The sequence below is a fragment of the Lutimonas sp. genome (genome assembly GCF_051011215.1).
Lineage (GTDB): Bacteria > Bacteroidota > Bacteroidia > Flavobacteriales > Flavobacteriaceae > Lutimonas.
Genome location: NZ_JBPCUJ010000101.1, coordinates 1 through 23,590, shown reverse-complemented (window position 1 = coordinate 23,590; position 23,590 = coordinate 1). Strand labels below are relative to the sequence as shown.

Genomic DNA, 23,590 nt, shown 5'->3' with positions numbered 1-23,590 from the left:
TATATTTATTCTATGGCCATGAATAATATGAATCAGTTCAAACAGCTTGTTTTTGTTTTCTTTTTGTTATTAAGTAACAATTCACTTGCTCAGAAGTCAGAAACTGAGCTAGAAAACAAGAGCAGTTTTGACCTTTTTTCGGGTCCCCCATTAACAGGTAAATACGGTCAGGTTTCGGCGCTAAAAATTGTTTATTCCATTCAAAACGACCAATTGTATTTTATCAATGCCAAACAGTTTAAATACCATCATGAATACTGTGCAGCAAGGCTGGGAGCCAATGATGATTTTAAAGCTTTTAACGAATTGAATTATTCTAATTCCGCGGAAAGAAAGTTCTTACTTGCCAATATCAATTATTACAGCAGTCTGCATAAATATGCCCTTGAAATTTCTCCGGCGGATATGATGGACACGAAGTCCATTGTTGTTTTATATCAAAAGGTAGTTCAACGCACCTTTCTGGATGAACAGCTTCATGTATTAATCAATACGGCAAGACTAACGGAAAAGAAAAATGAATTACAGGGATATTTTCCAGTACTTGAGGCTGCTGAAATCTATGGAAGTTTAAGTTATCAGGCGATTAGTAAACACGAAAACAAGGGCAGATTGCGATTTATTGAGAATCTGAAAAAGGAAAAAGAACAAATTCAATCATCTGATATTATAGTGATCAATGAAACCCCATTGATACTTCCGGAGGTTGCAGGTATTATTGTGACAGAATTTCAGACTCCATTGAGCCATTTAAGCATATTGGGACAAAATAGAAAAATACCAATTATGGCGTATAAGAATGCCTTTGAGATTCCAGAATTGAGAAAGCTGATGGATGGTTTTGTAGCACTTCAGGTGGAAAATGACACTTTTTATATAGAGAAGCTTGCCAAAATTAAACCAGAAAAGAAACGTCGAAAGAAGGTGAAATTATACTTTGATCTGAAGACTAATACCTTAATTGATATGGCAGATGCGGGAAAAAGATCCCATAAATATGCCGGTAATAAAGCAGGAAATTTTGCCATTCTCCAAAACTTGAGCGAGAAGCATGATTTTAAAGTTCCGGAAGGGGGTTTCGTAATTCCATTTTCATATTATTACAATCATGTGGCCCCGTTGGGTATAGATTCGTTATTGGCATATGTTGAAAAAGATTCTATACCAGGCGATTCGATCAAAGTTGCATTGAAACGAATGAGAAAAAAAATCATGCGACAAGAACTGGATTCATTGCTTTTGGTGGATGTACAGAACAAATTGAGTCGCTACCCGGAATTCAAACGGTTTCGATTCAGATCGTCTACAAATGCTGAAGATGCCAAGGGGTTCTCAGGAGCTGGACTTTACGCATCAAAAACAGGTCAGGTGGATAGTCCTGAATCGATAGAAAAAGCAATTAAAAAAGTCTGGTCCAGTTTGTGGTCTTACAAGGCATTTCAGGAAAGGAAGTATTTTAATATTGATCATTCGAGGGTTTATATGGGAGTTTTGGTGCACAGATCATTTCCGGAGGAACATGTAAATGGTGTCGCCATCACCAAGAATATTTATAGAAAAAATTATCCCGGTTTTGTAGTGAACGCTCAACTAGGTGATGAAAGTGTTGTTGAACCGGATCCCGGTGTTATTTGTGATCAATTTATCTGTTATACCAGTTTGGATGATAATGTCTATACTACAGCCAATACAATTGATATTATTAGTGTTTCAAACCTGAATGATCATCAGATGGTCATGACGCAAAAAGAAGTGCAACAACTGGCAAATCAACTCGAACATATAAAAAGATCTATGGTCCGTGTTCAAAGAGGAACAGAACAGTATTTTGATCAGGGCCTCGATATTGAATTTAAATTGGATGGTCCAGACAGAGATCTTTATATCAAACAAGTTCGCGTCTATAATGACTAAGAATTCTACAAACTGCTTGTGGCTGCAATTTAAACAGTTGAAAGATAATTGCTCAGGATTCCCAAGGCATATTTACTGGCCACGACATTCGCAAATCTAGGAAAATCGACATGAGCATTACTATTGGCATTGTCAGAAATAGTTCGAATAATAGAGAATGGTATCTTATATTCAAAGCAAACCTGTGCAACGGCTGCACCTTCCATTTCAACACATCTAACAGAAGGCAATCCTTTTCGTATGGTTTCGCTTTGTTTCTGAGTCGAAATAAATTGATCGCCGGAGGCGATGTCAGCCAGGATGATTTTGGGTAGGCTGATATTAAAATCCTTAAGGGTATCCTCCGAAATAATGGTTCCTATCTCTGTGAGGAACTTTTCTCCGGAAACGAGCAGTTTCTCTCTCCTGTCTGAATCAGTTTCAAAATAGGTTTTATTTAATAATGGTACCTCAAATTTTCTGACCATAGGACTGGCGTTCATATCATGTTGAAACAAGGCCCTTCCAATCAAGATATCTCCAATAGATATTTCGTCGTGAATGGCTCCCGCCACCCCGGTAAATAGAATCTCATCAATTTCAAAATCATTGATTAGTTGCGTAGCAGTAGTTGCGGAGGCCACTTTGCCCCAACGAGAAAAGACCAGCACCACTTTTTTCCCTGCTAACGTTCCTATATAATAGGTCCTCATTCCTTTTACCTGCTGCTTTTCAAGGTCGAGAATTTCAAGCACAGCTTGAATCTCTTCCTTCATAGCACTGATAATACCGATGTACATGGTTTTGAAGAATTTAAATGATGTTGCCGTCTTTCATTTCTACCTTACGATCAGCCATGTTTGCTAATTCCTGGTTGTGTGTGACGATCACAAAAGTTTGCTTGAATTGATCTCTAAGTGTGAAAAATAATTCATGTAGGTTTCTGGAAGATACAGTGTCCAGATTTCCACTGGGCTCATCTGCAAAAATGACATCGGGTTTGTTGATCAATGCCCGTGCTACAGCCACACGTTGTTGCTCTCCACCTGATAACTCATTGGGTTTGTGGTTTATTCTTTCTGAAAGCCCCAGGAAATCAAGTATTTCAGTGGCATCCTTTTCAACTTCCTTTTTGGGCCTGTTCGCAATAAAACCGGGAATACATACATTTTCAATAGCCGTAAATTCCGGTAATAGCTGATGAAACTGAAAAATAAAGCCAATATGTTTATTCCTGAATTTTGACAGGGCTTTATCGCTCAATTTTTGAATGTCGGTATCATTGATGTGCAAGGAGGTAGAAGCAGAGGGTTTGTCCAAGGTACCCAATATTTGTAGCAAGGTTGTTTTTCCTGCGCCACTGGGTCCTACAATGGCTACTATTTCACTTTTTTTAATATGTAGATCGACTCCTTTAAGAACCTCTAATTCTCCATAAGATTTATGAATGCGCTCAGCTTTGATCATATGATTAAAATATGCGGGTGAAAATACAATTTTTTCACGAGTATTCAATGTAATTAGAAGCTTCTGACGCCCGATTAAATATCCACTTCCAATTATGAATTTTTCTTCTTAACCCAATGCTTTAGGTTATTATAATCCAAATAATAGATGAGCTTCACAGATAGTAAATGACCATAAGGTTGTTCTAATAAATCTGATAAATTCTCTCCAAATGAGAGGTCAGATCTATCGTCTTCATTTTGAATGGTATTTCTGTACAGCGCCACAAATTCACTTCCTCTTGTAAATTGCCATACATATCTGAGATCCATATTCCAGTTGTTGAAATTGAGATCGTTGTTCTCATTATAAGGATGCTCTATCAGATAGCCATCTTCTCCCAGTTCATAATATTGATCCTGATATGCCACCGTGGACCAATAGTGTCGAAAAGACAAACTGATGGACGAAGTATCATTAAAATTGTACTTTCCAGAAAAACTATTCTCAATTTGATCATTCTGACGTACCCCAAAAATAATAGTCTCATCGTCTAAAGTATCTACATAGCCTGGTTGGTTAAAACTTCTATCGAGTACAAAACCATATCCGAATTCTAGTTTGTCATTGACTCTAAAGCGGGGACTGATTCCAAGTTCATAAGAGTATTCCTCAGAATCATATCTATTTCTATAATCGACTCCGATTTCAACGGCCAGTTTTTTTCTAAAATCGGTAGAGAAATAGCCCTCTGTTGAAAACAAGCCATTCTGTTTCCAGAAACGCCCTTCGGTTCTGGGCTCAAAGAAATCTGTCCTTTCACCTATGTTGGTACCCACCTCTAAACCGTATGACAATTGTTTAATATTGGTGGCAAAAAAATCAATTTCCATATAATTAGAAGTTGTGACACTGGGATCAAAACGTCTAAAATGACCTGCGAAGAAACGGACACGCATAAAATTGAAATGCTTGGTGGGTTCAAATATTTGATAGGATACATTTCCCATAAAATCGTTGTAGTTATTGTTCCGTTGGAATCCTAGATCATTTTTATCATATGTGTCATCCGCAAAACGATGTCGAAGAAAAAAACGTACCTGCCCGTTGGTTTTTTCAAAATCAACTCTTGAAGCAAATCCGGTGGTATTGATTTCATTTTCTTTAATGGTACTTGTGCTCCCATCACCTCTGATACGGTATGAATTGGCTTTGTTGGCTAACCTGAATACCAACGAAGTAACATTGGCATCTCTAAAAGAACCTTCTCTAAGCACATTTGTATTGACAAGCCCAACGGAGGAGTTTTTGTTAAATTCCTGATCTATGACAAAGACATTATAATTCGCCAAAGGTTCTGTTTTTATTTTTGAGGTTTCACCTGTAATGGTGTCTTGAACGGTGGCAAATGTTTCTTCCGTAACAGCATTTAAAACAGCAATGCCCAGTCCTTTTTGAGATCTACCGGTAACTTTAACGGCATTCAAAACTTTTACTTCATCAGGATTGTTGATTATTTCATCATCGGTATAGTCATCATAAATATCATTACGGCCAACGGGAGCACTACCAATTCTTCGTGAAAAGAATAGGTTCCCTTTTTCCAGCAAGTCTGCACCTTCAATAAAAAATTGTCGTTGTTCAGAAAACACCTGTTCAAATGGCCCCAGGTTTAATACTACATTATCAAAACCAGCCTGTGAAAAATCGGGTACAAGGGTCGCGAATAAGGTGAAGTTATCTGTAATTCCATATTTCAGATCCATTCCAAAATTCAAATTGGTATCGGTATTGCCGTCATAACTATCCAGGACAAATGACGTAAAAGGAGAAAAACTCAAACGAATTGGAGGTTTAATATCTTTTAAACCAACGAGCCTTCCATCATATTGTGTCCACAACCCTGTAGATTTATCTATATAATTCCAGACGTATTGCTCTCTGGTACTTTCTATCCTTCTGTGCATGTTTAATCCCCAGATCATATGCTCACCATCAGCAAATCGGAGCGCTGCATATGGAATTTTCATTTCCACATACCATCCTTTATCATCAAAACTGACCTGACTAAACCAAACTTCACTCCAGCTAAAATCCTCTCCGTTTGCCGGAGAAACCTGCGCATCCATTTGTGTACCACCTGCAGTTACGAAAAATTCATATTGATTCTGACCATCATTATTAGGACTTATAGCAATCCCAAAAAAATCAGCTGTACCAAAATTGTCTCGTTCGGAGAGTTGCCTCATAATTTTATCCGGATTGGCATCAAATAAATAGGCACCAATATATATGGCCTGGTCATCATACACTATTTTGACCTCCGTTTTTTGAGTATCGGGCTCCGGATCTCCGTCTCCCGGACGGAACATAACAAAGTCTTTGGCAACCACGGTGTTTTCCCAGGCCTTGTCGTTTAGTTTACCATCAATAACAGGTGCTTCCTGAATTCTTATGGCCTGTAATTCTTTTTTTGATGTCTGAGCTATGGTTTGAAAACAGCTCGCAACAAAAATGAGGAGAAAAATATTTCTCATGAATAAAGGGAATGATTTATTAGATTTTTTCACAACGAAAGTATATCCTCATAATTCATTTTTGTCTTAAGAAACTGTTAAACTATTAAGATTCACAAAATATTTGGGAAGGTGATCAAGCTGCGACTGGCCCAAAAAAAAATGGGAGGGCTTTCTATGTATTTCAATTAAATACTTACTTTTGTAAGCAACAATATTTAAACGACTCATTAATGAACTTACACGAATATCAAGGAAAAGAAATCTTAAACAGTTTCGGAGTTAAGATCCAACGCGGAATGGTGGCGGATAATCATAAAAAAGCGGTTGAATGCGCTAAGTTATTGGCTACTGAAACCGGAACCGGATGGTGGGTAATCAAGGCCCAGATTCATGCCGGTGGTCGCGGGAAAGGCGGCGGTGTTAAACTGGCAAAGAGTTTGGCAGAAGTTGAAAGTATTTCTAATGACATTATTGGTATGATGTTAAAGACGCCTCAAACATCTGCAGAAGGAAAAAAAGTAAATCAAGTTCTGATTGCTGAAGACGTTTATTATCCTGGTGATAGCGAACCGGAAGAATACTATATGTCTGTTTTACTGAACAGAGCTACAGGAAAAAATATGATTATGTATTCCACAGAAGGAGGGATGGATATTGAGACTGTGGCAGAAGAAACGCCACATCTTATTTTTACTGAAGAAGTAGATCCTGGAACAGGGTTATTAGGTTTTCAGGCAAGAAAGATTGCTTTTAACCTTGGCCTGTCGGGTAAGGCTTTCAAAGAAATGGTGAAATTTGTCTTTTCATTATACAAGGCCTATGTTGAATCAGATTCATCTTTATTTGAGATCAACCCTGTATTAAAGACTTCTGATGATATGGTATTGGCTGTTGATGCCAAGGTAACATTAGATGACAATGCATTATACAGACATAAAGATTATCAGGACCTGAGGGATTTAAGAGAAGAAAATCCGATTGAAGTGGAAGCCAATGCTGTGGGACTTAACTATGTTGATCTTGATGGAAATGTAGGTTGTATGGTGAATGGTGCCGGACTCGCAATGAGTACGATGGATTTGATCAAACAATCTGGTGGAGAACCTGCTAATTTCTTAGATGTAGGTGGTACGGCAGATGCCGAAAGGGTAGAGACTGGATTTAGAATCATATTAAGGGATCCTAAAGTAAAAGCCATTCTAGTGAATATCTTTGGGGGTATCGTGCGTTGCGACAGAGTGGCACAGGGTATTGTAGATGCCTACAAAAACATGGGTGATTCAATCAAAGTTCCAATCATTGTGAGACTTCAGGGAACGAATGCCGTTGAAGCGAAAGAATTAATTGATAATAGTGGTTTAGATGTAATATCAGTCGTTGAATTTAGAGAAGCTGCAGATAAAGTTCAGGAAGTTCTTTCTTAAACTTTCTTACATATATATAAAAGGTCTGAAGAAATTCAGGCCTTTTTTTATGGAAAAAATGATCATTTCAGGATTTAAAAAGGTGCTTTTTTTTAAATTTTGATCAGTTTTCTTCTTTTATACACTTCACAAAAATGGAAGAAGAGTTCAAAATCAATCATTTTTAGGTAGTTTTTGAATAACCATTTTCCCCAATGGAAACCACTGCATAAATTTATTTTTAATGATTTTTAACAAAGTTGGATCTCAGAAGTGTGAAGAAACACAATGATAAATAGTGTTTAAACCACTGTATTACAGTTGTTTAGATTTGTATTTTGATAAGAGTTATTATCTACCTGTTTTCAGGGATATTAGAAATTCCCATTTTTATCTATTGTTTGATACTTGTAATCTGACTTACATTTGAACTATGGTTTTCAAGTGAAATCATATTCTTTAACAAACAATCCGATTTAAACAATACTATATGAAGTAGAATTACTTTTCAAACTTAAACGACATAATGATCAGAATATTAAAAAAAGGGGATCATGTTTAAGTTACTCTAGAATTTCCAACTTCATTTGATTAAATCTTTTTCTTGACAGTTTTTCCTAATTTGAAATAATACGCAAACTTTGAATTGCTAATTATTAACATAAATATTTCAATTATGAAAAAGATAACTTTATTCTTCGCATTAAGCTTCGTGAGCCTTGTAGGATTCGCTCAAGAAACTGAAAACACTTCAAATTCAAATTCAGAATCAATAGAACGTCAATCGGAATACATTATTGTATTGGATGATGTAATTGTAGATGATAATATTGATCTTTTATTAACTGGTACCAAAGTATCGAAAGAATTAGAGCTGGATAATCACCACCATGAATTGGTTCATGATGCTCCGGACAACTATGATATCGAAAGTAAATTTGTCGAAGGTGCTTTCTCTTATAATGAATATGCTGTGAATTACGCTGCCGGTACAACTGAATTAGTTGACTTAAGCTAAGCAATACCCATATTTTCGAAAGTTATCTTCCCACATAGAATGCATTAAACAAATCATAAATCATAAAATTAAATTGCCATGAAAAAAACACTATTAATACTCGCTATTGCTTTAACAGGATTCACAACATACGCTCAGGATACTAATGAGGCCAAAGAAACCATCACGAAATATGTAACCACGTTTCCGAACGGAGATGAAGCCATTACCATTACGGATAAATCAAATTCAAGTTCTCTGGAACTGGCTTCAGCAGATAGTTTCTACAAATATGAAATTCTAGAATCATCTAATCATGAATTGGTACATGGTCAGAATAACAAAGGAAATGTATGTGCCATTGATAAAACGAAATTAAATGATGGTACCTATACATTAAAAGTGTACACAGATGATTTTGTGATCACTTCTGATATCACCATCTCAAATGACGACTCAAGCAAAGGAAGTATCCAGTAAATAAAAAAAATAACATTTAAAAAAAATATATCATGAAAAAATTAATCTTAATACTCGCCATATCATTCGTTAGCTTTTCAAGCTATGCACAATCAACTACAAACAAACAATCTGAAAAAATTACCAAGTATGTAACAACCTTTCCAAATGGAGAAGAAGCCATCACCATTACAGATCATTCTGCCTCTGACAATTTGGAACTAAGTTCAGCTGACAATTTCTATAAATACGAAATTTTGGAATCTTCAAACCATGAATTGCTGCACGGTTCAACCAACCAGGGAAATGTTGCCAGTATTGATAAAAACAAATTGGACGAAGGTACCTATACATTAAAGGTATATACGGATGATTTTGTGATCACATCGGACATTACGATTTCTAATGGAATGGATGATCAAACTGGAACGATTCAATAGGTCTATGCAGATATCAAATGCAAAACTTACACTTAGTATACTAATGATGACAATAGCTTATAACGGGTACGCTCAAAATAATGAAAAAGTAAAAGCAAGAAGTATAGCCACTTTTTCAAATGGAGATGAAGCCATAGAGATCATTGCTAAGACGAATAAAAATGTAATTAAGTTATCAACGGCAGGTGATTATAATGAATTCGACATCCTGGATCTTTCAAACCATGAAGTTAGTATTCAGCCATCAGAAAAGAACAAATTGATGGATGTCGATTCAAACACCCACTATATGGTAGAAAGCGCTGACAGAATACGCGAGGAGGAAGAGGATGATTCAAGCGGAGTCTAATCTGCAGATTACATATAAATGACAATTATAAACGAAGTATGATAAGGTTCGTTTTACAAACCAAAACATAAAAATTAGAAATAATGAAAAGATTCAATTCACTCACTGTAATTATGGCCTTAAGCCTTGGCTTATTTATTAACAAAGCTGTGGCCCAACAATTCAATGATTTGGACAAGAATCCTCATGATATTGTTTACTATAAACCTGCTTCAAACAAAACACCGCAGATTAAGGTGATTTATGGAAGACCTAAAGCGAAGGATACCGAGGTTTTCGGGACACAAGTACCTTATGGTCAAATATGGAAAACAGGAAGTAATGAATCAACGGAGGTAAAGTTTTATTGTGATGTTATGTTTGGAAACAAATTTGTAAAAGCTGGAACTTATTCGTTGTATACGATTCCAAATAAAAATTATTGGATCGTTATTTTGAATGGTAAAACGGATACCTACGGGGCTCATTTTTACGATCCAAAGTTTAATATTGCAAGCATAGAAGTTCCTGCAGTGAAGGGACAGAGTTTAGAGAATTTCTCCATTGGTTTTACGACTAAAGACTATGGCACGCAAATGATACTTGCCTGGGCGGAAACAAGAGTCAAAATACCATTGTATACTGAAGAAAGACTCATTTCAAAGATATAATTATTGATTAATTTGTGTTGACTGCATCTAGTCATCGCCATATGAATGGATGCAGTTTAAGAATCAAAAAAAAGGGGATTATTTTAAAAATAGGTTTGTCTAAATTTTAGATAAACCTATTTTTATATGCTGGCATCATGATAGTGCAGTGATCCTGAACCCCAAACCATTTGTATCGATTATTGGCAACGAAGTCATAAAGGGAGTCTCTGATTATTAAAGGCAAATATATGGCTGGATAAAAAAGGGGCCATGGCCAGTTTAAATTCCTGCAAATTTTAAGAATGGCCGTTGATTTATAAAAAACTTCACCATCCTCCACAATAATGATGGAATCCATCATAATTTTTTTCACATTATACTGTAACAAAACATTTTTTGCGGCGTCTGATTGTAAGGAAGCAAATAGGAACTTTTCTTTTTTGTCTCTTTTGAGAATAAATTGAACAGAACCATTGCATAAATTGCAGATGCCATCGAATAAGATTAAGGTTTTTTGATCCTTTTGAAACATACTGCTAAATTAATGAATTTGCTTTGTTTGTTGAGATCTATTAAATGATTGATTAAATAAAAATACTATCAAGGAATGATTAAAATTGAAAATCTTCATAAGTCATACCCAATGGGGGATGAATCCCTTCATGTATTAAAAGGTTTGGATTTACATATTAAAGAAGGAGAGTTCGTTTCCATTATGGGTTCCTCTGGTTCAGGAAAATCAACTTTGTTGAACATTGTAGGACTATTGGATGTTCACGATGAGGGAACGTATCACTTAAATGGCCAGTTAATTGAAAAATTAGATGAGAAAAAAGCGGCAGTACTGAGAAATAAATTCTTAGGCTTTGTTTTTCAGGCGTTTAATTTGATCACCTATAAGAATGCCCTGGAAAATGTCGCACTGCCATTATACTATAAAGGTGTTGGAAGAAAAGAACGACAGAAAGTTGCGATGGAGTATTTGGAGAAAGTAGGATTGGGAGAATGGGCAAATCATTTACCCAGCGAACTTTCAGGAGGGCAAAAACAACGTGTTGCTATTGCGAGAGCTTTGGTGACAAATCCAAAGGTGGTTTTAGCGGATGAGCCGACAGGTGCCTTGGATTCATCTACTTCTCATGCTGTTATGGAATTGTTGAAAGAGATTAACAAAGAGGGGATGACCGTTTTTGTGATCACACACGAAGAGGATATAGCCGCTGAAACTGATAGAATTGTGCGATTGCGCGATGGAGTAATCATCAGTGATGAGAAAACAGGAGTAAAAGTAACTGCATAAACGATACGCATGTTTGATTTAGACGGTTGGCAAGAAATTTTTCAAAGTATTGGCAAGAACAAACTGAGAACAGTTTTATCAGGTTTGACCATTACATTTGCTATTATGCTTTTTACCATCTTGCTGGGTATGGGAAATGGTTTGAAGAACACTTTTAAATCATTCTTTAGCCGTGATGCTGAGAATGCCATTTTCATTATGCCAAATAATACTTCTAAGGCATACAGGGGATATCAGAGTGGACGAAGGATTGAATTTAAGAATGAAGATGTCGACTATATTTTAGAGAATTATGATGGTAGTATAGAGCATATTATCAGAAGAAATCAAAGACAGGTTGATATTACATATAAGAATAAGAAATCAAATTATTCTTTAATTTCAGTTGATCCTGAAATTCAATTTCTGGAGAGAGCTGTTCCTTATGAAGGAAGGTTTATCAACAAATTAGATATACAAAAAAAATCAAAAGTGATTGTCTTGGGTCGTATGACCAAAAAAGATATTTTTCCTTCAGGAGTAAGTGCTGTAGGAAAATATGTAAATGTTGCCGGACTAGCGTATAAGGTGGTCGGTGTTTTTACAGATCCGGGAGGAGATAATGAAGAAAGGTTAAATTATATTCCAATTACCACAGCGCAGGCTTTGTATGGAAACAATGATAAAGTAGATCAGATTAATATACTTTATAACTCGAATTTATCTACCGGCCAGGCGATCGCATTTGGAAATAATTTGGTAAGAGATTTAAAGGATCGTTTTGATATTGCACCAAGAGATCAAAGAGCCATAAGAGTCATTAATAGGGCTGAAGTGGTTCAGGGAACCAAGCAAACCTCAGGGGCCTTGGATATGATTGTCATAATTATAAGCATCGGGACTTTAATAGCTGGGATCGTAGGGATTAGTAATATCATGATTTACATTGTGAAAGAAAGAACACGGGAATTAGGAATTCGAAAAGCCATTGGCGCAACGCCAAGTTCTATTATTAAGATGATCATGTTTGAATCCATGTTTATTACATCGATTGCGGGGTATTTAGGGATGCTTATTGGGATAGGAGTTTTGAGCTACGCCGCTCCCGGATTAGAAAAATATTTTATAAAAGATCCGCAGGTAGATACAGGTATCGTAATTTTCGCTACTGTTTTACTTGTTATTTCGGGAATTATAGCAGGTTATGTTCCTGCGAGACGAGCCAGTAAAATCAAACCCATTGAAGCCTTGAATGATGCATAAAATGGACATATATAGTATAAATTATTAATCTGATTGCCAAATGAAAACTTTTTTTGATTTAGATACCTGGCAGGAAATTTACGGAGTTCTTCGTAAAAATGTAACACGTACCATCATTACCATGATTGGTGTGATGTGGGGTATTTTTATTTTGGTAGCGCTTCTGGCTACGGCAAAAGGATTCGAGAATCGATTCAATAAGAATATAGGCGATTTAGCTACTAACAGTGTATTTGTTTGGGGGCAATCAACAGGTATGGCCTTTCATGGATTTCAAGAGGGGAGACCCATGAGATTAAAACATTCGGACGCTCAAATTGTCGAGAAGAATGTTCAAGGAATTGATTTTGTGGTACCGAGAAATCAAAACAGACAGGTTGTTTTGCGAAAATTTTTAGATGGTACCTATAATGTTTCAGGTGATTATCCGGTATTAGATAAGGTTTCCAAAAAGAAATTAATGTATGGCAGGTTTATCAATGATAATGACATCAAGCACAGCAAAAAAATAGCAGTTATTTCTCAGGATGTATATGAAGATTTATTTGAGGAAGATGAATATCCCATTGGTCAACTTATTGAAATAAGTGAAATAAACTATACGGTTGTTGGTGTTTTTGAAAGGTCCAATATTCAGATGGGGCCGGGTGATGCGATACATATTCCATTTACGACATTTCAAAAAGTGTTTAATCAAGGAAATAATATTGGTTGGATGGTGATTACAGGAAAGCCAGAGTCAAATATCAGCCAGATTGAATCTGATGTGAAATTGCAGTTAAAAAACCTTCATGATGTGCACCCTGATGATAGTCAGGCATTTGGAAGTTTTAATTTGGGAGAACGTTTTAAAGAGGTAACCGGATTTTTGACAGGAATGCAATTTCTTACTGTTTTTGTGGGGCTGGCTACGTTAGTAGCAGGAATTTTTGCCATTGGAAATATATTGCTGATCACTGTGAAGGAAAGAACCAAGGAGATTGGAATTCGACGGGCTCTAGGTGCAAAACCTTGGGAGATTAAAGCACAAATAATAATGGAATCAGTGGTGTTGTCTCTTTTTGCAGGGATTTTAGGAATTATTGGGGCAGGTATGGTAATATTCGCATTGAATTCAATTTCAGACGGACCTAACGCGGTATTGTTGAACTCATCAGTAGAAATTTATATAATTCTATTAGCACTTTTAACATTGGTAGTTTTAGGAACCTTAATCGGATTAATACCGGCAAACAGAGCCATACGAATTAAACCAATAGAAGCATTAAGAGACGAGTAATAAAAAGTAAATCAAATAATCAAAAATAAAAATGAAAAAAACGATCATATTTGTAATAATTGCGATAGCATTTATAGCAGTTATATTAATGTTTGTTGGGAAAAATAAGCAAACAAATGAAGTGTTTGAAACAGAGAAAGCATTTAAAACCACCATTGTAGAGAAAACAGTTGCAACGGGTAAGGTAATTCCTCTGGAGGAAGTTGAAATCAAACCTCAGATTTCAGGTATTATTGAAAAGATATTTGTTGAAGAAGGAGCTGATATTAAAAAAGGAGATCTTATTGCAAAAGTTAGAGTGGTGCCAAATGAGCAGGCCTTAACCAGCGCAAAAGGAAGAGTCAACAAAGCACAACTTCAATTGGACAATACTAAAATTGTGTATGATAGAAATAAAAAGTTGTACGAGCAGGGTGTTATTTCCAAGAAAGACATAGAAGTCTTTGAACTGGCTTATAATCAGGCTAAAGAAGATGTTCAAAATGCAAAGAACGATTATGAAATCATACGAAGAGGGTATACCGGTTCTGGAGGTTCTGCCAACACTAATATAAGAGCAACTACTTCAGGAATGATACTTGAAATCCCGGTAAAAGAAGGGTATCAGGTAATTCAGAGTAATAATTTTAACGCAGGAACAACAATTGCTTCGATCGCTGATATGACAAAAATGATCTTTGAGGGTAAGGTTGATGAAGCAGAAGTGGGCAAGCTTGAGGAAGGGTCTGATATTGAAGTGGCATTAGGAGCCATTGATAAAAAAAGATTTCCGGCAAAATTGAATTTTATTGCACCAAAAGGAACAGAAGAAAATGGGGCTGTACAATTCAAAATCAAAGCAGATGTGAAGTTAGATAAAGAGTATTTTGTAAGGGCAGGTTATAGTGCCAATGCAGATATTGTTCTTGAAAAAAAGGATAGTGTACTATCAATTAAAGAGGCCTTATTACAATTTGATAAAACGAGTGAAGCACCTTATGTGGAAGTTTTAAAAGGAGAACAGGAATTTGAGAGAAAAGACCTCGAACTGGGAATATCTGATGGAATAAACGTTGAAATACTTTCTGGAGTGTCAGAAGATGATGAGATCAAGATTTGGAATAAAGCCAGTAAGCAAGAAGAAAATAATCAGGGATAGGCATATGAATTGTCAATTTTCCTGATTGGAATTATTTTCCAAAAAATAAAAAGACCTTATACTCATAAGGTCTTTTTTGTTTTTAATAAGGGAAATAAAATAGAAATATCCTAAAAAAAATGACTTTTATCAATTGTATACTCACTTTTTTTTTAAGAAATTTATGGTATTATTAATTATAACATTTTAAGGCCATGGAGACAAAATTAGTTTATTTGAGCGATTTGAAGTTTAATTTAAAAGTTTGGAAAGAAGAATTAAGGTTTCATAGAAAGGAGATGGAGAAGTTTGAAAAGAAACTGGAAAGCATTGTTAAAAGAAATTTAGGCATTGATGCCATGGCACCTTTAGAAGGTTTTCAGAATAAAATAATAAGAGAAAAAGAAGTAATTGGAAGAATGCTGCAACGCATACGCATGAAGAAGAAAATCATTGAAACTGCAGATATTAGCGAGGAGCTCGATGGACGTTTAAGAAATCAGCAAACTTCGATGAAAGAAGATATGAAGACCTATATTAAGTTACACTACGAATTAAAAGAGGATCTGATGGATTATTTTTTAAGATGGTTATAAGCATTAAAAAAGCCCCGGTTTCGGGGCTTTTTTAATATTTATCTAACTTTTTTAATATCTAACTAAATTGTTTTGAAATTGTTTCAGCTTTTCTGGATGCCGTATAATCATAAAAACCTTCTCCGGATTTCACGCCTAATTTTCCAGCTGTAACCATATTCACCAGCAAGGGGCAGGGCGCATATTTAGGATTTCCAAAGCCATCAAACAGCACCTTTAAAATAGAGAGACAAACATCCAGTCCAATAAAATCAGCCAATTGTAATGGTCCCATAGGGTGTGCCATTCCCAATTTCATCACTGTGTCGATCTCATATACCCCGGCAACACCTTCGTAAAGAGAATAGATGGCTTCATTGATCATGGGCATCAAGATTCTATTTGCGATAAAACCAGGATAATCATTTACCTCAACAGGAACCTTACCCAAAGTTTCAGATAATTCCATGATCTGTTTGGTAACCGCATCCGAAGTAGAGTAGCCTCTTATTACTTCAATTAATTTCATTATCGGGACAGGATTCATAAAATGCATTCCTATCACTTTGTCTGGTCTTGATGTAACTGCTGCTATTTGTGTTATTGATATGGACGAGGTATTGGTCGCCAAAATCGCTTTTTCCGGAGACAATTCATCAATTTGTTGAAATATATTTTTCTTTAAATCGACATTTTCAGTAGCTGCTTCCACCACTAGGTCCGCATTGGATAAGCCATCTGTCAATTCCGTATGACAGTTGATATTGCTCAAGGTACTTTCCTTGGTTTCCAAGCTTATTTTTTCCTTGCTCAGTAACCTGTCAAGATTCCGGGTAATGGTAGCGACTCCTTTTTCTAAAGCTTTCTCCGAGATGTCAACCAGCTTTACTTGAAATCCATTCTGAGCAAAAACATGGGCGATTCCATTCCCCATCGTTCCTGCACCAATGACCGTTATATTTTTCATTCGTATGATTTTTTTGGTGGCATGGTTCCAAATACATGGTCCCAAAAGGTATTAGATACTCCAAATGCTTTATTCGGATACTTATAGTGATGCAAACTATGATGTCTCCAAAGAAACTTAAATCTTTTAGGAGGCTTCACAACGTGGGTGGCCCGATGTAAAAATGAATACAATAAATAACCTAGAAAAAAACCAGGGAAAAATCCCCAAGTATAATTTGGATACCCAATCAGGCTAAATATAACATAGAATATAGAGAATAGAATGGAGGCCATAATAATTCCCGGTACCGGGGGCATCAAGAGTCGTTCTGTATCTCTTGGATACATATGATGTGAACCATGCATCACGAAATGAAAACGTTTTACAAACTTGTTTTCCGAAATCCAATGAAACAGGTATCTATGCAGCAAGTATTCGGCAAGTGTCCAAAAGAACAAGGCAAATACAAACAAGCCAATAAATGTAAGAGCAGGAATATTTCTAATAAATATTCCGTTGTAAATCAACAACAATACGATCAACCCATAAACGACAATATTTTGTTTTAAGGTAGTTTTCGTGAGACTCTCCAGAAAAGGATTTTTGAAAATTGTAGCCGTTCCTCTATGATGTTCAGTAGTAACTTTTGGTTCCATATTAAAAACTATCGATAATTTGCTGGGCCACTTCAAGTGCTTTTGCTCCTTGTTTTAAAGAGACCACAGGTGTTGTGTTTGTATGAATTGCCTTTGAAAAAGATTCCAGCTCATCGAGTATGGCATTATTTGCCATCACCTCTGGATTTTCAAAATAGATTTGTTTTTTCTTTCCTTCGGCATTTTGTAAAATCATCGCAAAATCATCAGGATTTTCAGGAGCATCCTTCATTTTAACAACTTCGCTTTTTTTCTCTAGAAAATCTACGGATATATAGGCATCTTTTTGAAAGAAACGAGATTTCCTCATGTTTTTCATTGAAATTCTACTCGCAGTTAGGTTTGCCACGCAACCATTTTCAAATTCAATTCTTGCATTGGCAATATCCGGTGTATCACTGATCACAGAAACACCACTGGCATGTACTTCTTTCACTTCCGATTTCACAACGCTTAGTATGATGTCAATATCGTGGATCATTAAATCAAGAACTACAGGTACATCAGTCCCTCTGGGATTAAATTCGGCCAATCTATGGCATTCGATAAACATAGGAGTTTCAATCATATCGGCAACAGCCGTAAATGCCGGATTAAATCGCTCAACATGTCCCACCTGTCCCCGAACATTCATTTGATGTACAAGGTCTCTGAGCGTTTCAGCTTCCTCAACAGTCTTTGTGATCGGTTTCTCAATAAAAATATGCTTTCCTTTTTCAATGGCCTTTTTCGCGCATTCAAAATGATTCAATGTAGGAGTAACGATATCAATGACATCCACTAACTCTATTAATTCATCAATACTTTTGACAAAGCGATAGCCAAAATCCTTTTCAACTTGCTTGGCATATGACTCAATCGGGTCATAGAAGCCAACCAATTCATATTCTGAGGATTCCTGAAGAAGTTTTAAATGAATTTTTCCAAGATGACCAGCACCTAATACCCCTGCTTTAAGCATAAAAATGTTTTTGTCAAAAATACAAAATCACTACCTAATTAAAAAAGGGCTAAGGCAAGAATTATTTAAAAAATATAAACTATAAAGCAGGTTCATTGGCAACCAATACCAGTTTCGAACCATCCGGACTGATAATTATTCTGGAAATACCCTGAATATCAAATTCCGCTTCAATATTAATAGGAATCCATTCCTTATCCTTGCTTGGATGGTATTTATAGATCATATTATTTTTACCCATAAGCATGGTGCCTCTGGCCGTCCAGGTCAGATCACGAGACCCTGCTAATGCATCAGCTATATACACAGATGTACTTTTAAATGGGTCTATTGAGTAAATTTCAGGACTTTCATGACTGAGGCTTATAAAACTCATTAAATTGCTTCCTAAACCGGCACTTTCTGGAATTTTATGCATAGAACGACCGATATTACTGCGAATCGGATAGCGGATCTTATGTTTAAAACTACTCACCTGAAGTGTTTCGGTATCACCAATGACAAAGCTTATGAGCGTTTTAGGATCAAACCATATATAGTAGCCAACTTTCAGGTCGGGAATGAATAATTCGGGCAGTTTCTTTTTAAAGGCGTATTTATAAATGTATTGGGTGTCGTCTTCATTGAGTCGTACACAGGTGAAATATTTTTTTTTACCAGGTACCTGAATAGGAGAAAACTCACTTTCTTTTGTATCTGTGATCCATACCCTGTAATTCTCAGCAATAAAATATTTTGAGATGTCCGCTTGACCTTCCCTGAAGGAGGAAAATAGAATACCTGTTCCATCTTCGGTAAAACTTGGTTGATTGTCATAACCTTCGTTCTTCGAAATATTAACCGGGTTGCTGATGGTGATTTGACTGTCTTGTTCTGAAAGGTCGAACAAATAAATTTCTGTCGCTTCTTGTGCAGCCATAAAGGCACAACACAATGACATCAAAATGGAGGGGATTATTTTGATTTGCATATAAAAAGTATTAAGCTATTTCAATTTCAAATATAGTCTATATAACGACGATAAAGAAAATATATTGAGCAGAAAAAAACCAGGGATGATAGATCCCTGGTTTTAATGGCTAAAAACAATATTTATTTTCAGCTATGAGTATGGCTGCAATTTCTTTTCTTAATGAAATCACATTGGGCATATTCGTGTATTTGGTAAATCTTTTCAAGCCCATTAACATCATTCGCTGCTCATCTCCTTCAGCAAAATAGATAATGGCTTCTTTTCCCTTTTCATTGATGATACCAACAGCATTACTTAGATTCAATCTGGCCATGGCAATTTGGCCCTTTGCAGCTTCTTCAGATGAAAGTGATACTACTTTTTCTGCCTTTAAGATGGCACTCTCGGCCATATAAATTTCAATCAATATTTCTGCGGCGGCCAATATAAGTTGTTGGTGTTCCTCTAATTCCATACCAAAGGTCTGAACGGCTTTTCCGGCGATCATTAAAAAAGATTTCTTCAATTTCCCGATCGTTTCTTTTTCTTCTGAAAACAGATCAGAATAATCTGGTGTGTCAAAGGAAGGAATTTCCATCAAACTTTTTCCAACTGCTGTGGCAGGTGTCAATAAATCAATATCTCCTTTAAATGCCTTTTTCAAAAGCATTCCAACAGTTAATAACCTGTTGATTTCATTGGTGCCTTCATAGATTCTGGTGATTCTCGCATCTCGCCAGGCTGCTTCCATAGGAGTGTCTTTGGAAAAGCCCATGCCACCAAAAATCTGGATTCCTTCATCCGTTACGAACTGAGATGTTTCTGAACCATATACCTTTAAAATGGCAGCCTCAATCGCGTATTCACTAAACGCCTCCAGCTCGGCATCCTGATGAGTTTTTCCGCCGGCTAATAAGTCATCAATATAATTTTGAATGTCTTTAGCAGCTCGGTATGATCCTGCATCAGTAACAAACGTTCTTGTTCCCATTTCAGCAATTTTAGCCTGTACGGCGCCAAAACTAGAAATAGCTTTTTTAAATTGAATTCTTTCGTTTGCGTATTTGATTCCTTCAGTCAATGTCCGTCTACTGGCATCTAAACAGGCCGCGGCCAGCTTTATTCTTCCAACATTTAAAGAGTTAAGAGCTATTTTAAATCCTTTTCCTCTTTCAGACAGCATGTTTTCAACAGGAATTTTCGTGTCATTAAAAAATACCTGTCGGGTAGAAGAAGAGGTAATACCTAATTTTTTCTCTTCTTCTCCAAACGTTACTCCGTTTGGATTTGCTTTGTCGTATTCTAATAAGAAGCCTGTTATATTTTTATCATCTTCAATTCTTGCAAAAACGATGAAGATTTCTGCAAATCCCGCATTTGAAATCCACATTTTCTGTCCATTGATCAGGTAATGCTTTCCATCGTCTGTCAAAGTAGCTGTTGTTTTACCTGAATTGGCATCACTACCAGCGCCTGGCTCAGTTAAACAGTACGCTCCAAATTTTTCACCTGCTGTAAGAGATGGAAGGTATTTTTGTTTTTGTTCTTCAGTACCATATAAGAATATGGGCATCGTACCAATTCCTGTATGAGCCCCATAAGCTGTTCCTAAAGATCCGGAAGCTGCTGATATATAATCCGTTACTAACATGGTAGACACAAATCCCATTCCGATTCCTCCATAGACTTCAGGAATTGAAACTCCAAGAAAGCCCATTTCACCAGCCTTTCTCATTAATTCTTCCGTTAAGGCATAATCCTTTTCTTCAAAACGCTCTTTAATAGGCCAAACTTCACGGTCTATGAATTCAATAACAGCATCCTTCATCATATTTTGCTCTTCACTGAATTGTTCGGTAATAAAGACATCTTCTTTTGCGACTTCTCTTACGAGAAATTCTCCTCCTTTTATAGCTTCCATAATTTTTTTCACTTTAATAACTGATTGGGTTCATATTTTATTTCAATAATTCATACACTCCAGCCGCACCTTGACCGGTTCCTACACACATGGTAACAACTCCATATTTTTGTTTTCTTCTTCTCATTTCATTAAAGAGTTGCACCGATAATTTTGCTCCGGTACAACCTAAAGGATGCCCTAAAGAAATGGCGCCTCCATTTACATTCACGATGTCTGGATTTAATCCGAGTTCCTTTATGACCGCTAAAGATTGTGATGCAAACGCTTCATTTAATTCGAACAAATCGATATCATTTAATGTTAAGTTTGCTTGTTGAAGTGCCTTGGGAACGGCAGCCACTGGCCCGATACCCATAATTCTTGGCTCAACTCCTACAGCAGCAAAACTTACCATTCGGGCAATGGGCTCCAAATTAAGTTCCTTCACCATGTCTTCACTCATTACGAGCACAAAAGCAGCTCCATCACTCATTTGAGATGAATTTCCTGCGGTTACGCTTCCCTTGTTCGCAAAAACCGGTCTTAATTTTGCCAATGCCTCAACAGAAGTGCCTCTTCTTGGACCTTCATCTGTTTTCGCCACATAATTTCTTACGGATCTTTTGCCATTTTTGTCCAGAAAGATCTGCTCCACGTTGATAGGCGCTATATCCTCATCAAAAATGTTATTATCCAGCGCATTCAGGGCCTTCATATGAGAGTTATACGAGAAAAGATCCTGATCCTCTCTACTGATTTTATATTGTTCCGCCACAGCTTCTGCAGTTAAACCCATGCCCCAATAATAATCTTCGTGCCCTTCCTTGGCCGATTTATAATTAGGAACTGGTCTGTAACCACCCATTGGGATATAGCTCATGCTTTCAACACCTCCAGCGACGATACAATCCGCCATGCCGGCCTGAATCTTTGCAGTTGCCATACTAATGGTTTCTAGGCCTGAAGCACAATAGCGATTCACGGTAACACCGGCAACATCATTTGATTTAGTTCCCATTAAAGAAATCAATCTTCCCATGTTTAAACCTTGTTCGGCTTCCGGCATCGCGTTCCCTACAATCACATCGTCAATTCTCTTGACATCTAATTCAGGAACTTGTTTTAATAAATGTTCTATGGTTTCAGAGGCAAGTTCGTCCGGCCTTTTAAAACGGAAAGTACCTCTGGGAGCTTTACCGACGGCTGTTCTGTATCCTTGTATGATATATGCTGTTTTCATATTCTAATTTCTTAATGGTTTTCCTGTTTTCAAGGTGTGCTCAATGCGTTCTAAAGTTTTACGTTCTGTTAATAAAGAAAGAATGGCTTCCCTTTCAAGGTCTAATAGGTATTGTTCTGATACCATCGTTGGTTCTGACAGATCACCTCCGGCCATCACATAGCCTAATTTATTAGCTATTTTTTTGTCATGTTCAGATGCGTAACGTCCTTTTTCCAAACTATCTGTACCCACTAAAAACATTCCTAAAGCCTGTTGACCTAAAACTTTTATATCTTTTTTGACAGGTTTGGTATATCCGTCTTCCAACATTTGCAAGGCGTGTCGTTTTGCCGTTGCAATTTGTCTGTCGGCATTGACCACTACAATATCTTTTCCTTTCATAAAATAGCCCAAATCAAAGGCTTCTTCAGCAGAAGTTGCCACCTTGGCCATGGCAATATTTATAAAGGCATCTCTAAGTCTGTTTAACTTTACATCATCTTTTACCCAAAGTTCAGAGACTCTTTTCGTTACCTCTTTGGTTCCTGCACCTGCAGGAATGATACCAACACCAAATTCAACCAATCCGGTATATGTTTCTGCGGCTGCAATCACTTTATCAGCATGCAAGCCCATTTCACATGCACCTCCAAAGGTCATTCCTCTTGGTGTTATCAGGGTAGGGACAGCGCTGTACTTTAATCTCATCACCGTATTTTGGAACATTCTTGTTGCCATCGATAATTCGTCATATTCTTGCTCCACGGCCAGCATAAAGGCCATTGCTAAATTGGCACCCACCGAAAAATTAGCCGCCTGATTCCCTAGAATAACAGCTTCATATTCCTGTTCCGCCAAATCAATTCCTTTATTGATCGCCTGAAGAACTCCACTACCTATTGTATTCATTTTAGACTGAAATTCAACGTTTAAGACCCCATCACCTAAATGTTGAATCGAAGCTTCCTTATTAGACCAAATTGTCTTTGACTCTCTAATATTGTCTAAAATGATAAAGGCATCTTGTCCGGGAATTTTGGTTGATTCTTTTGTGTCAACATCATAATAAAATTTAGATCCATTGTTGATACTATAAAAAGAATCATTTCCATTTGTCAGCATATCGGTTACCCAACTGTTTGGAGCGTAACCTTCTTTCTTCATCATTTCAATTCCTTTGGCAACCCCAATAGCATCCCAAATCTGAAAAGGTCCATGTTCCCAGCCGAACCCGGCCTTCATGGCATCGTCAATTTTGTATAATTCGTCTGTAATTTCAGGAATACGATGAGAAAC

The 23,590-nt window shown here is 36.7% G+C and carries 23 protein-coding genes; 12 read left to right on the top strand and 11 right to left on the bottom strand.

Going from position 1 to position 23,590, the window contains the following annotated elements; all coding sequences use genetic code 11:
* Positions 1 to 18: 18 nt before the first annotated feature.
* A complete protein-coding gene (locus tag ACR2MV_RS08945) occupies positions 19 to 1,914 on the top strand; it encodes a PEP/pyruvate-binding domain-containing protein (protein WP_434021569.1) in 1,896 nt (631 codons plus the stop codon).
* 29 nt (positions 1,915 to 1,943) lie between these two features.
* Here ACR2MV_RS08945 and ACR2MV_RS08940 read toward each other — a convergent pair whose 3' ends face one another.
* The 3 genes from ACR2MV_RS08940 to ACR2MV_RS08930 all read right to left on the bottom strand — a co-directional run bounded on the left by ACR2MV_RS08940 (position 1,944) and on the right by ACR2MV_RS08930 (position 5,876).
* Positions 1,944 to 2,693 carry a 5'-methylthioadenosine/adenosylhomocysteine nucleosidase gene (locus ACR2MV_RS08940; RefSeq protein ID WP_434021568.1) on the bottom strand — a complete coding sequence of 250 codons (750 nt, stop codon included), beginning with the start codon at positions 2,691 to 2,693 and terminating at the stop codon, positions 1,944 to 1,946.
* A 13-nt stretch (positions 2,694 to 2,706) separates the two neighbouring features.
* Positions 2,707 to 3,360 (bottom strand): ABC transporter ATP-binding protein, encoded by a 654-nt coding sequence (locus tag ACR2MV_RS08935; RefSeq protein WP_434021567.1) that lies wholly within the window; start codon positions 3,358 to 3,360, stop codon positions 2,707 to 2,709.
* A 92-nt stretch (positions 3,361 to 3,452) separates the two neighbouring features.
* Positions 3,453 to 5,876 carry a DUF5916 domain-containing protein gene (locus ACR2MV_RS08930; RefSeq protein WP_434021566.1) on the bottom strand — a complete coding sequence of 808 codons (2,424 nt, stop codon included), beginning with the start codon at positions 5,874 to 5,876 and terminating at the stop codon, positions 3,453 to 3,455.
* A gap of 212 nt (positions 5,877 to 6,088) precedes the next feature.
* On the opposite strand from ACR2MV_RS08930, the gene sucC reads away from it, so the two are divergent.
* The 6 genes from sucC to ACR2MV_RS08900 all read left to right on the top strand — a co-directional run bounded on the left by sucC (position 6,089) and on the right by ACR2MV_RS08900 (position 10,156).
* Positions 6,089 to 7,282, top strand: a complete 1,194-nt coding sequence (gene sucC / locus ACR2MV_RS08925) for an ADP-forming succinate--CoA ligase subunit beta (RefSeq protein WP_434021565.1) — start codon at positions 6,089 to 6,091, stop codon at positions 7,280 to 7,282.
* Positions 7,283 to 7,937: 655 nt separating this feature from the next.
* Complete coding sequence (locus tag ACR2MV_RS08920; protein ID WP_434021564.1) at positions 7,938 to 8,279, top strand: hypothetical protein; 342 nt, start codon at positions 7,938 to 7,940, stop codon at positions 8,277 to 8,279.
* Positions 8,280 to 8,357: 78 nt separating this feature from the next.
* Positions 8,358 to 8,738: a hypothetical protein gene (locus ACR2MV_RS08915; protein ID WP_434021563.1), complete on the top strand. Its 381-nt coding sequence runs from the start codon at positions 8,358 to 8,360 to the stop codon at positions 8,736 to 8,738.
* A gap of 32 nt (positions 8,739 to 8,770) precedes the next feature.
* On the top strand, positions 8,771 to 9,157 hold the full coding sequence (locus tag ACR2MV_RS08910) for a hypothetical protein (protein WP_434021562.1): 387 nt from the start codon (positions 8,771 to 8,773) through the stop codon (positions 9,155 to 9,157).
* Positions 9,132 to 9,506: a hypothetical protein gene (locus tag ACR2MV_RS08905; protein ID WP_434021561.1), complete on the top strand. Its 375-nt coding sequence runs from the start codon at positions 9,132 to 9,134 to the stop codon at positions 9,504 to 9,506. Before ACR2MV_RS08910 ends, ACR2MV_RS08905 begins: the two co-directional genes overlap by 26 nt.
* 83 nt (positions 9,507 to 9,589) lie before the next feature.
* Positions 9,590 to 10,156, top strand: a complete 567-nt coding sequence (locus tag ACR2MV_RS08900) for a DUF2911 domain-containing protein (protein ID WP_434021560.1) — start codon at positions 9,590 to 9,592, stop codon at positions 10,154 to 10,156.
* 106 nt (positions 10,157 to 10,262) lie between these two features.
* Here the strand turns inward: ACR2MV_RS08900 and ACR2MV_RS08895 are convergent, their stop codons facing one another.
* On the bottom strand, positions 10,263 to 10,670 hold the full coding sequence (locus tag ACR2MV_RS08895) for a thiol-disulfide oxidoreductase DCC family protein (protein WP_434021559.1): 408 nt from the start codon (positions 10,668 to 10,670) through the stop codon (positions 10,263 to 10,265).
* 75 nt (positions 10,671 to 10,745) lie between these two features.
* Between ACR2MV_RS08895 and ACR2MV_RS08890 the strand changes: the two genes are divergently transcribed.
* The 5 genes from ACR2MV_RS08890 (at position 10,746) to ACR2MV_RS08870 (ending at position 15,672) form a co-directional block, all read left to right on the top strand.
* Positions 10,746 to 11,438, top strand: coding sequence for an ABC transporter ATP-binding protein (locus tag ACR2MV_RS08890; RefSeq protein WP_434021558.1), 693 nt, complete (start codon positions 10,746 to 10,748; stop codon positions 11,436 to 11,438).
* Between the two features lie 9 nt (positions 11,439 to 11,447).
* Positions 11,448 to 12,680, top strand: coding sequence for an ABC transporter permease (locus ACR2MV_RS08885; protein WP_434021557.1), 1,233 nt, complete (start codon positions 11,448 to 11,450; stop codon positions 12,678 to 12,680).
* A 40-nt stretch (positions 12,681 to 12,720) separates the two neighbouring features.
* A complete protein-coding gene (locus ACR2MV_RS08880; protein ID WP_434021556.1) occupies positions 12,721 to 13,959 on the top strand; it encodes an ABC transporter permease in 1,239 nt (412 codons plus the stop codon).
* 31 nt (positions 13,960 to 13,990) lie between these two features.
* A complete protein-coding gene (locus ACR2MV_RS08875) occupies positions 13,991 to 15,097 on the top strand; it encodes an efflux RND transporter periplasmic adaptor subunit (RefSeq protein WP_434021555.1) in 1,107 nt (368 codons plus the stop codon).
* Positions 15,098 to 15,291: 194 nt separating this feature from the next.
* On the top strand, positions 15,292 to 15,672 hold the full coding sequence (locus tag ACR2MV_RS08870) for a hypothetical protein (RefSeq protein ID WP_434021554.1): 381 nt from the start codon (positions 15,292 to 15,294) through the stop codon (positions 15,670 to 15,672).
* Positions 15,673 to 15,730: 58 nt separating this feature from the next.
* Here ACR2MV_RS08870 and ACR2MV_RS08865 read toward each other — a convergent pair whose 3' ends face one another.
* From ACR2MV_RS08865 to ACR2MV_RS08835, 7 genes are all read right to left on the bottom strand, one after another.
* The gene (locus tag ACR2MV_RS08865) at positions 15,731 to 16,618 is read right to left on the bottom strand and encodes a 3-hydroxybutyryl-CoA dehydrogenase (RefSeq protein ID WP_434021553.1); all 888 of its coding nucleotides are present in this window, start codon (positions 16,616 to 16,618) and stop codon (positions 15,731 to 15,733) included.
* A complete protein-coding gene (locus ACR2MV_RS08860; RefSeq protein WP_434021552.1) occupies positions 16,615 to 17,256 on the bottom strand; it encodes a sterol desaturase family protein in 642 nt (213 codons plus the stop codon). Before ACR2MV_RS08860 ends, ACR2MV_RS08865 begins: the two co-directional genes overlap by 4 nt.
* Before the next feature lies 1 nt (position 17,257).
* Complete coding sequence (locus ACR2MV_RS08855) at positions 17,258 to 18,217, bottom strand: Gfo/Idh/MocA family protein (protein WP_434021551.1); 960 nt, start codon at positions 18,215 to 18,217, stop codon at positions 17,258 to 17,260.
* A gap of 79 nt (positions 18,218 to 18,296) precedes the next feature.
* On the bottom strand, positions 18,297 to 19,187 hold the full coding sequence (locus ACR2MV_RS08850; RefSeq protein ID WP_434021550.1) for a TolB family protein: 891 nt from the start codon (positions 19,185 to 19,187) through the stop codon (positions 18,297 to 18,299).
* Between the two features lie 109 nt (positions 19,188 to 19,296).
* Positions 19,297 to 21,090, bottom strand: a complete 1,794-nt coding sequence (locus ACR2MV_RS08845; protein ID WP_434021549.1) for an acyl-CoA dehydrogenase family protein — start codon at positions 21,088 to 21,090, stop codon at positions 19,297 to 19,299.
* Between the two features lie 37 nt (positions 21,091 to 21,127).
* Entirely contained in the window at positions 21,128 to 22,312 is a 1,185-nt protein-coding gene (locus ACR2MV_RS08840; RefSeq protein ID WP_434021548.1) for an acetyl-CoA C-acyltransferase, read from the bottom strand.
* A 3-nt stretch (positions 22,313 to 22,315) separates the two neighbouring features.
* A partial coding sequence (locus ACR2MV_RS08835) for an enoyl-CoA hydratase/isomerase family protein (protein WP_434021547.1) occupies positions 22,316 to 23,590 on the bottom strand: 1,275 nt, incomplete at its 5' end.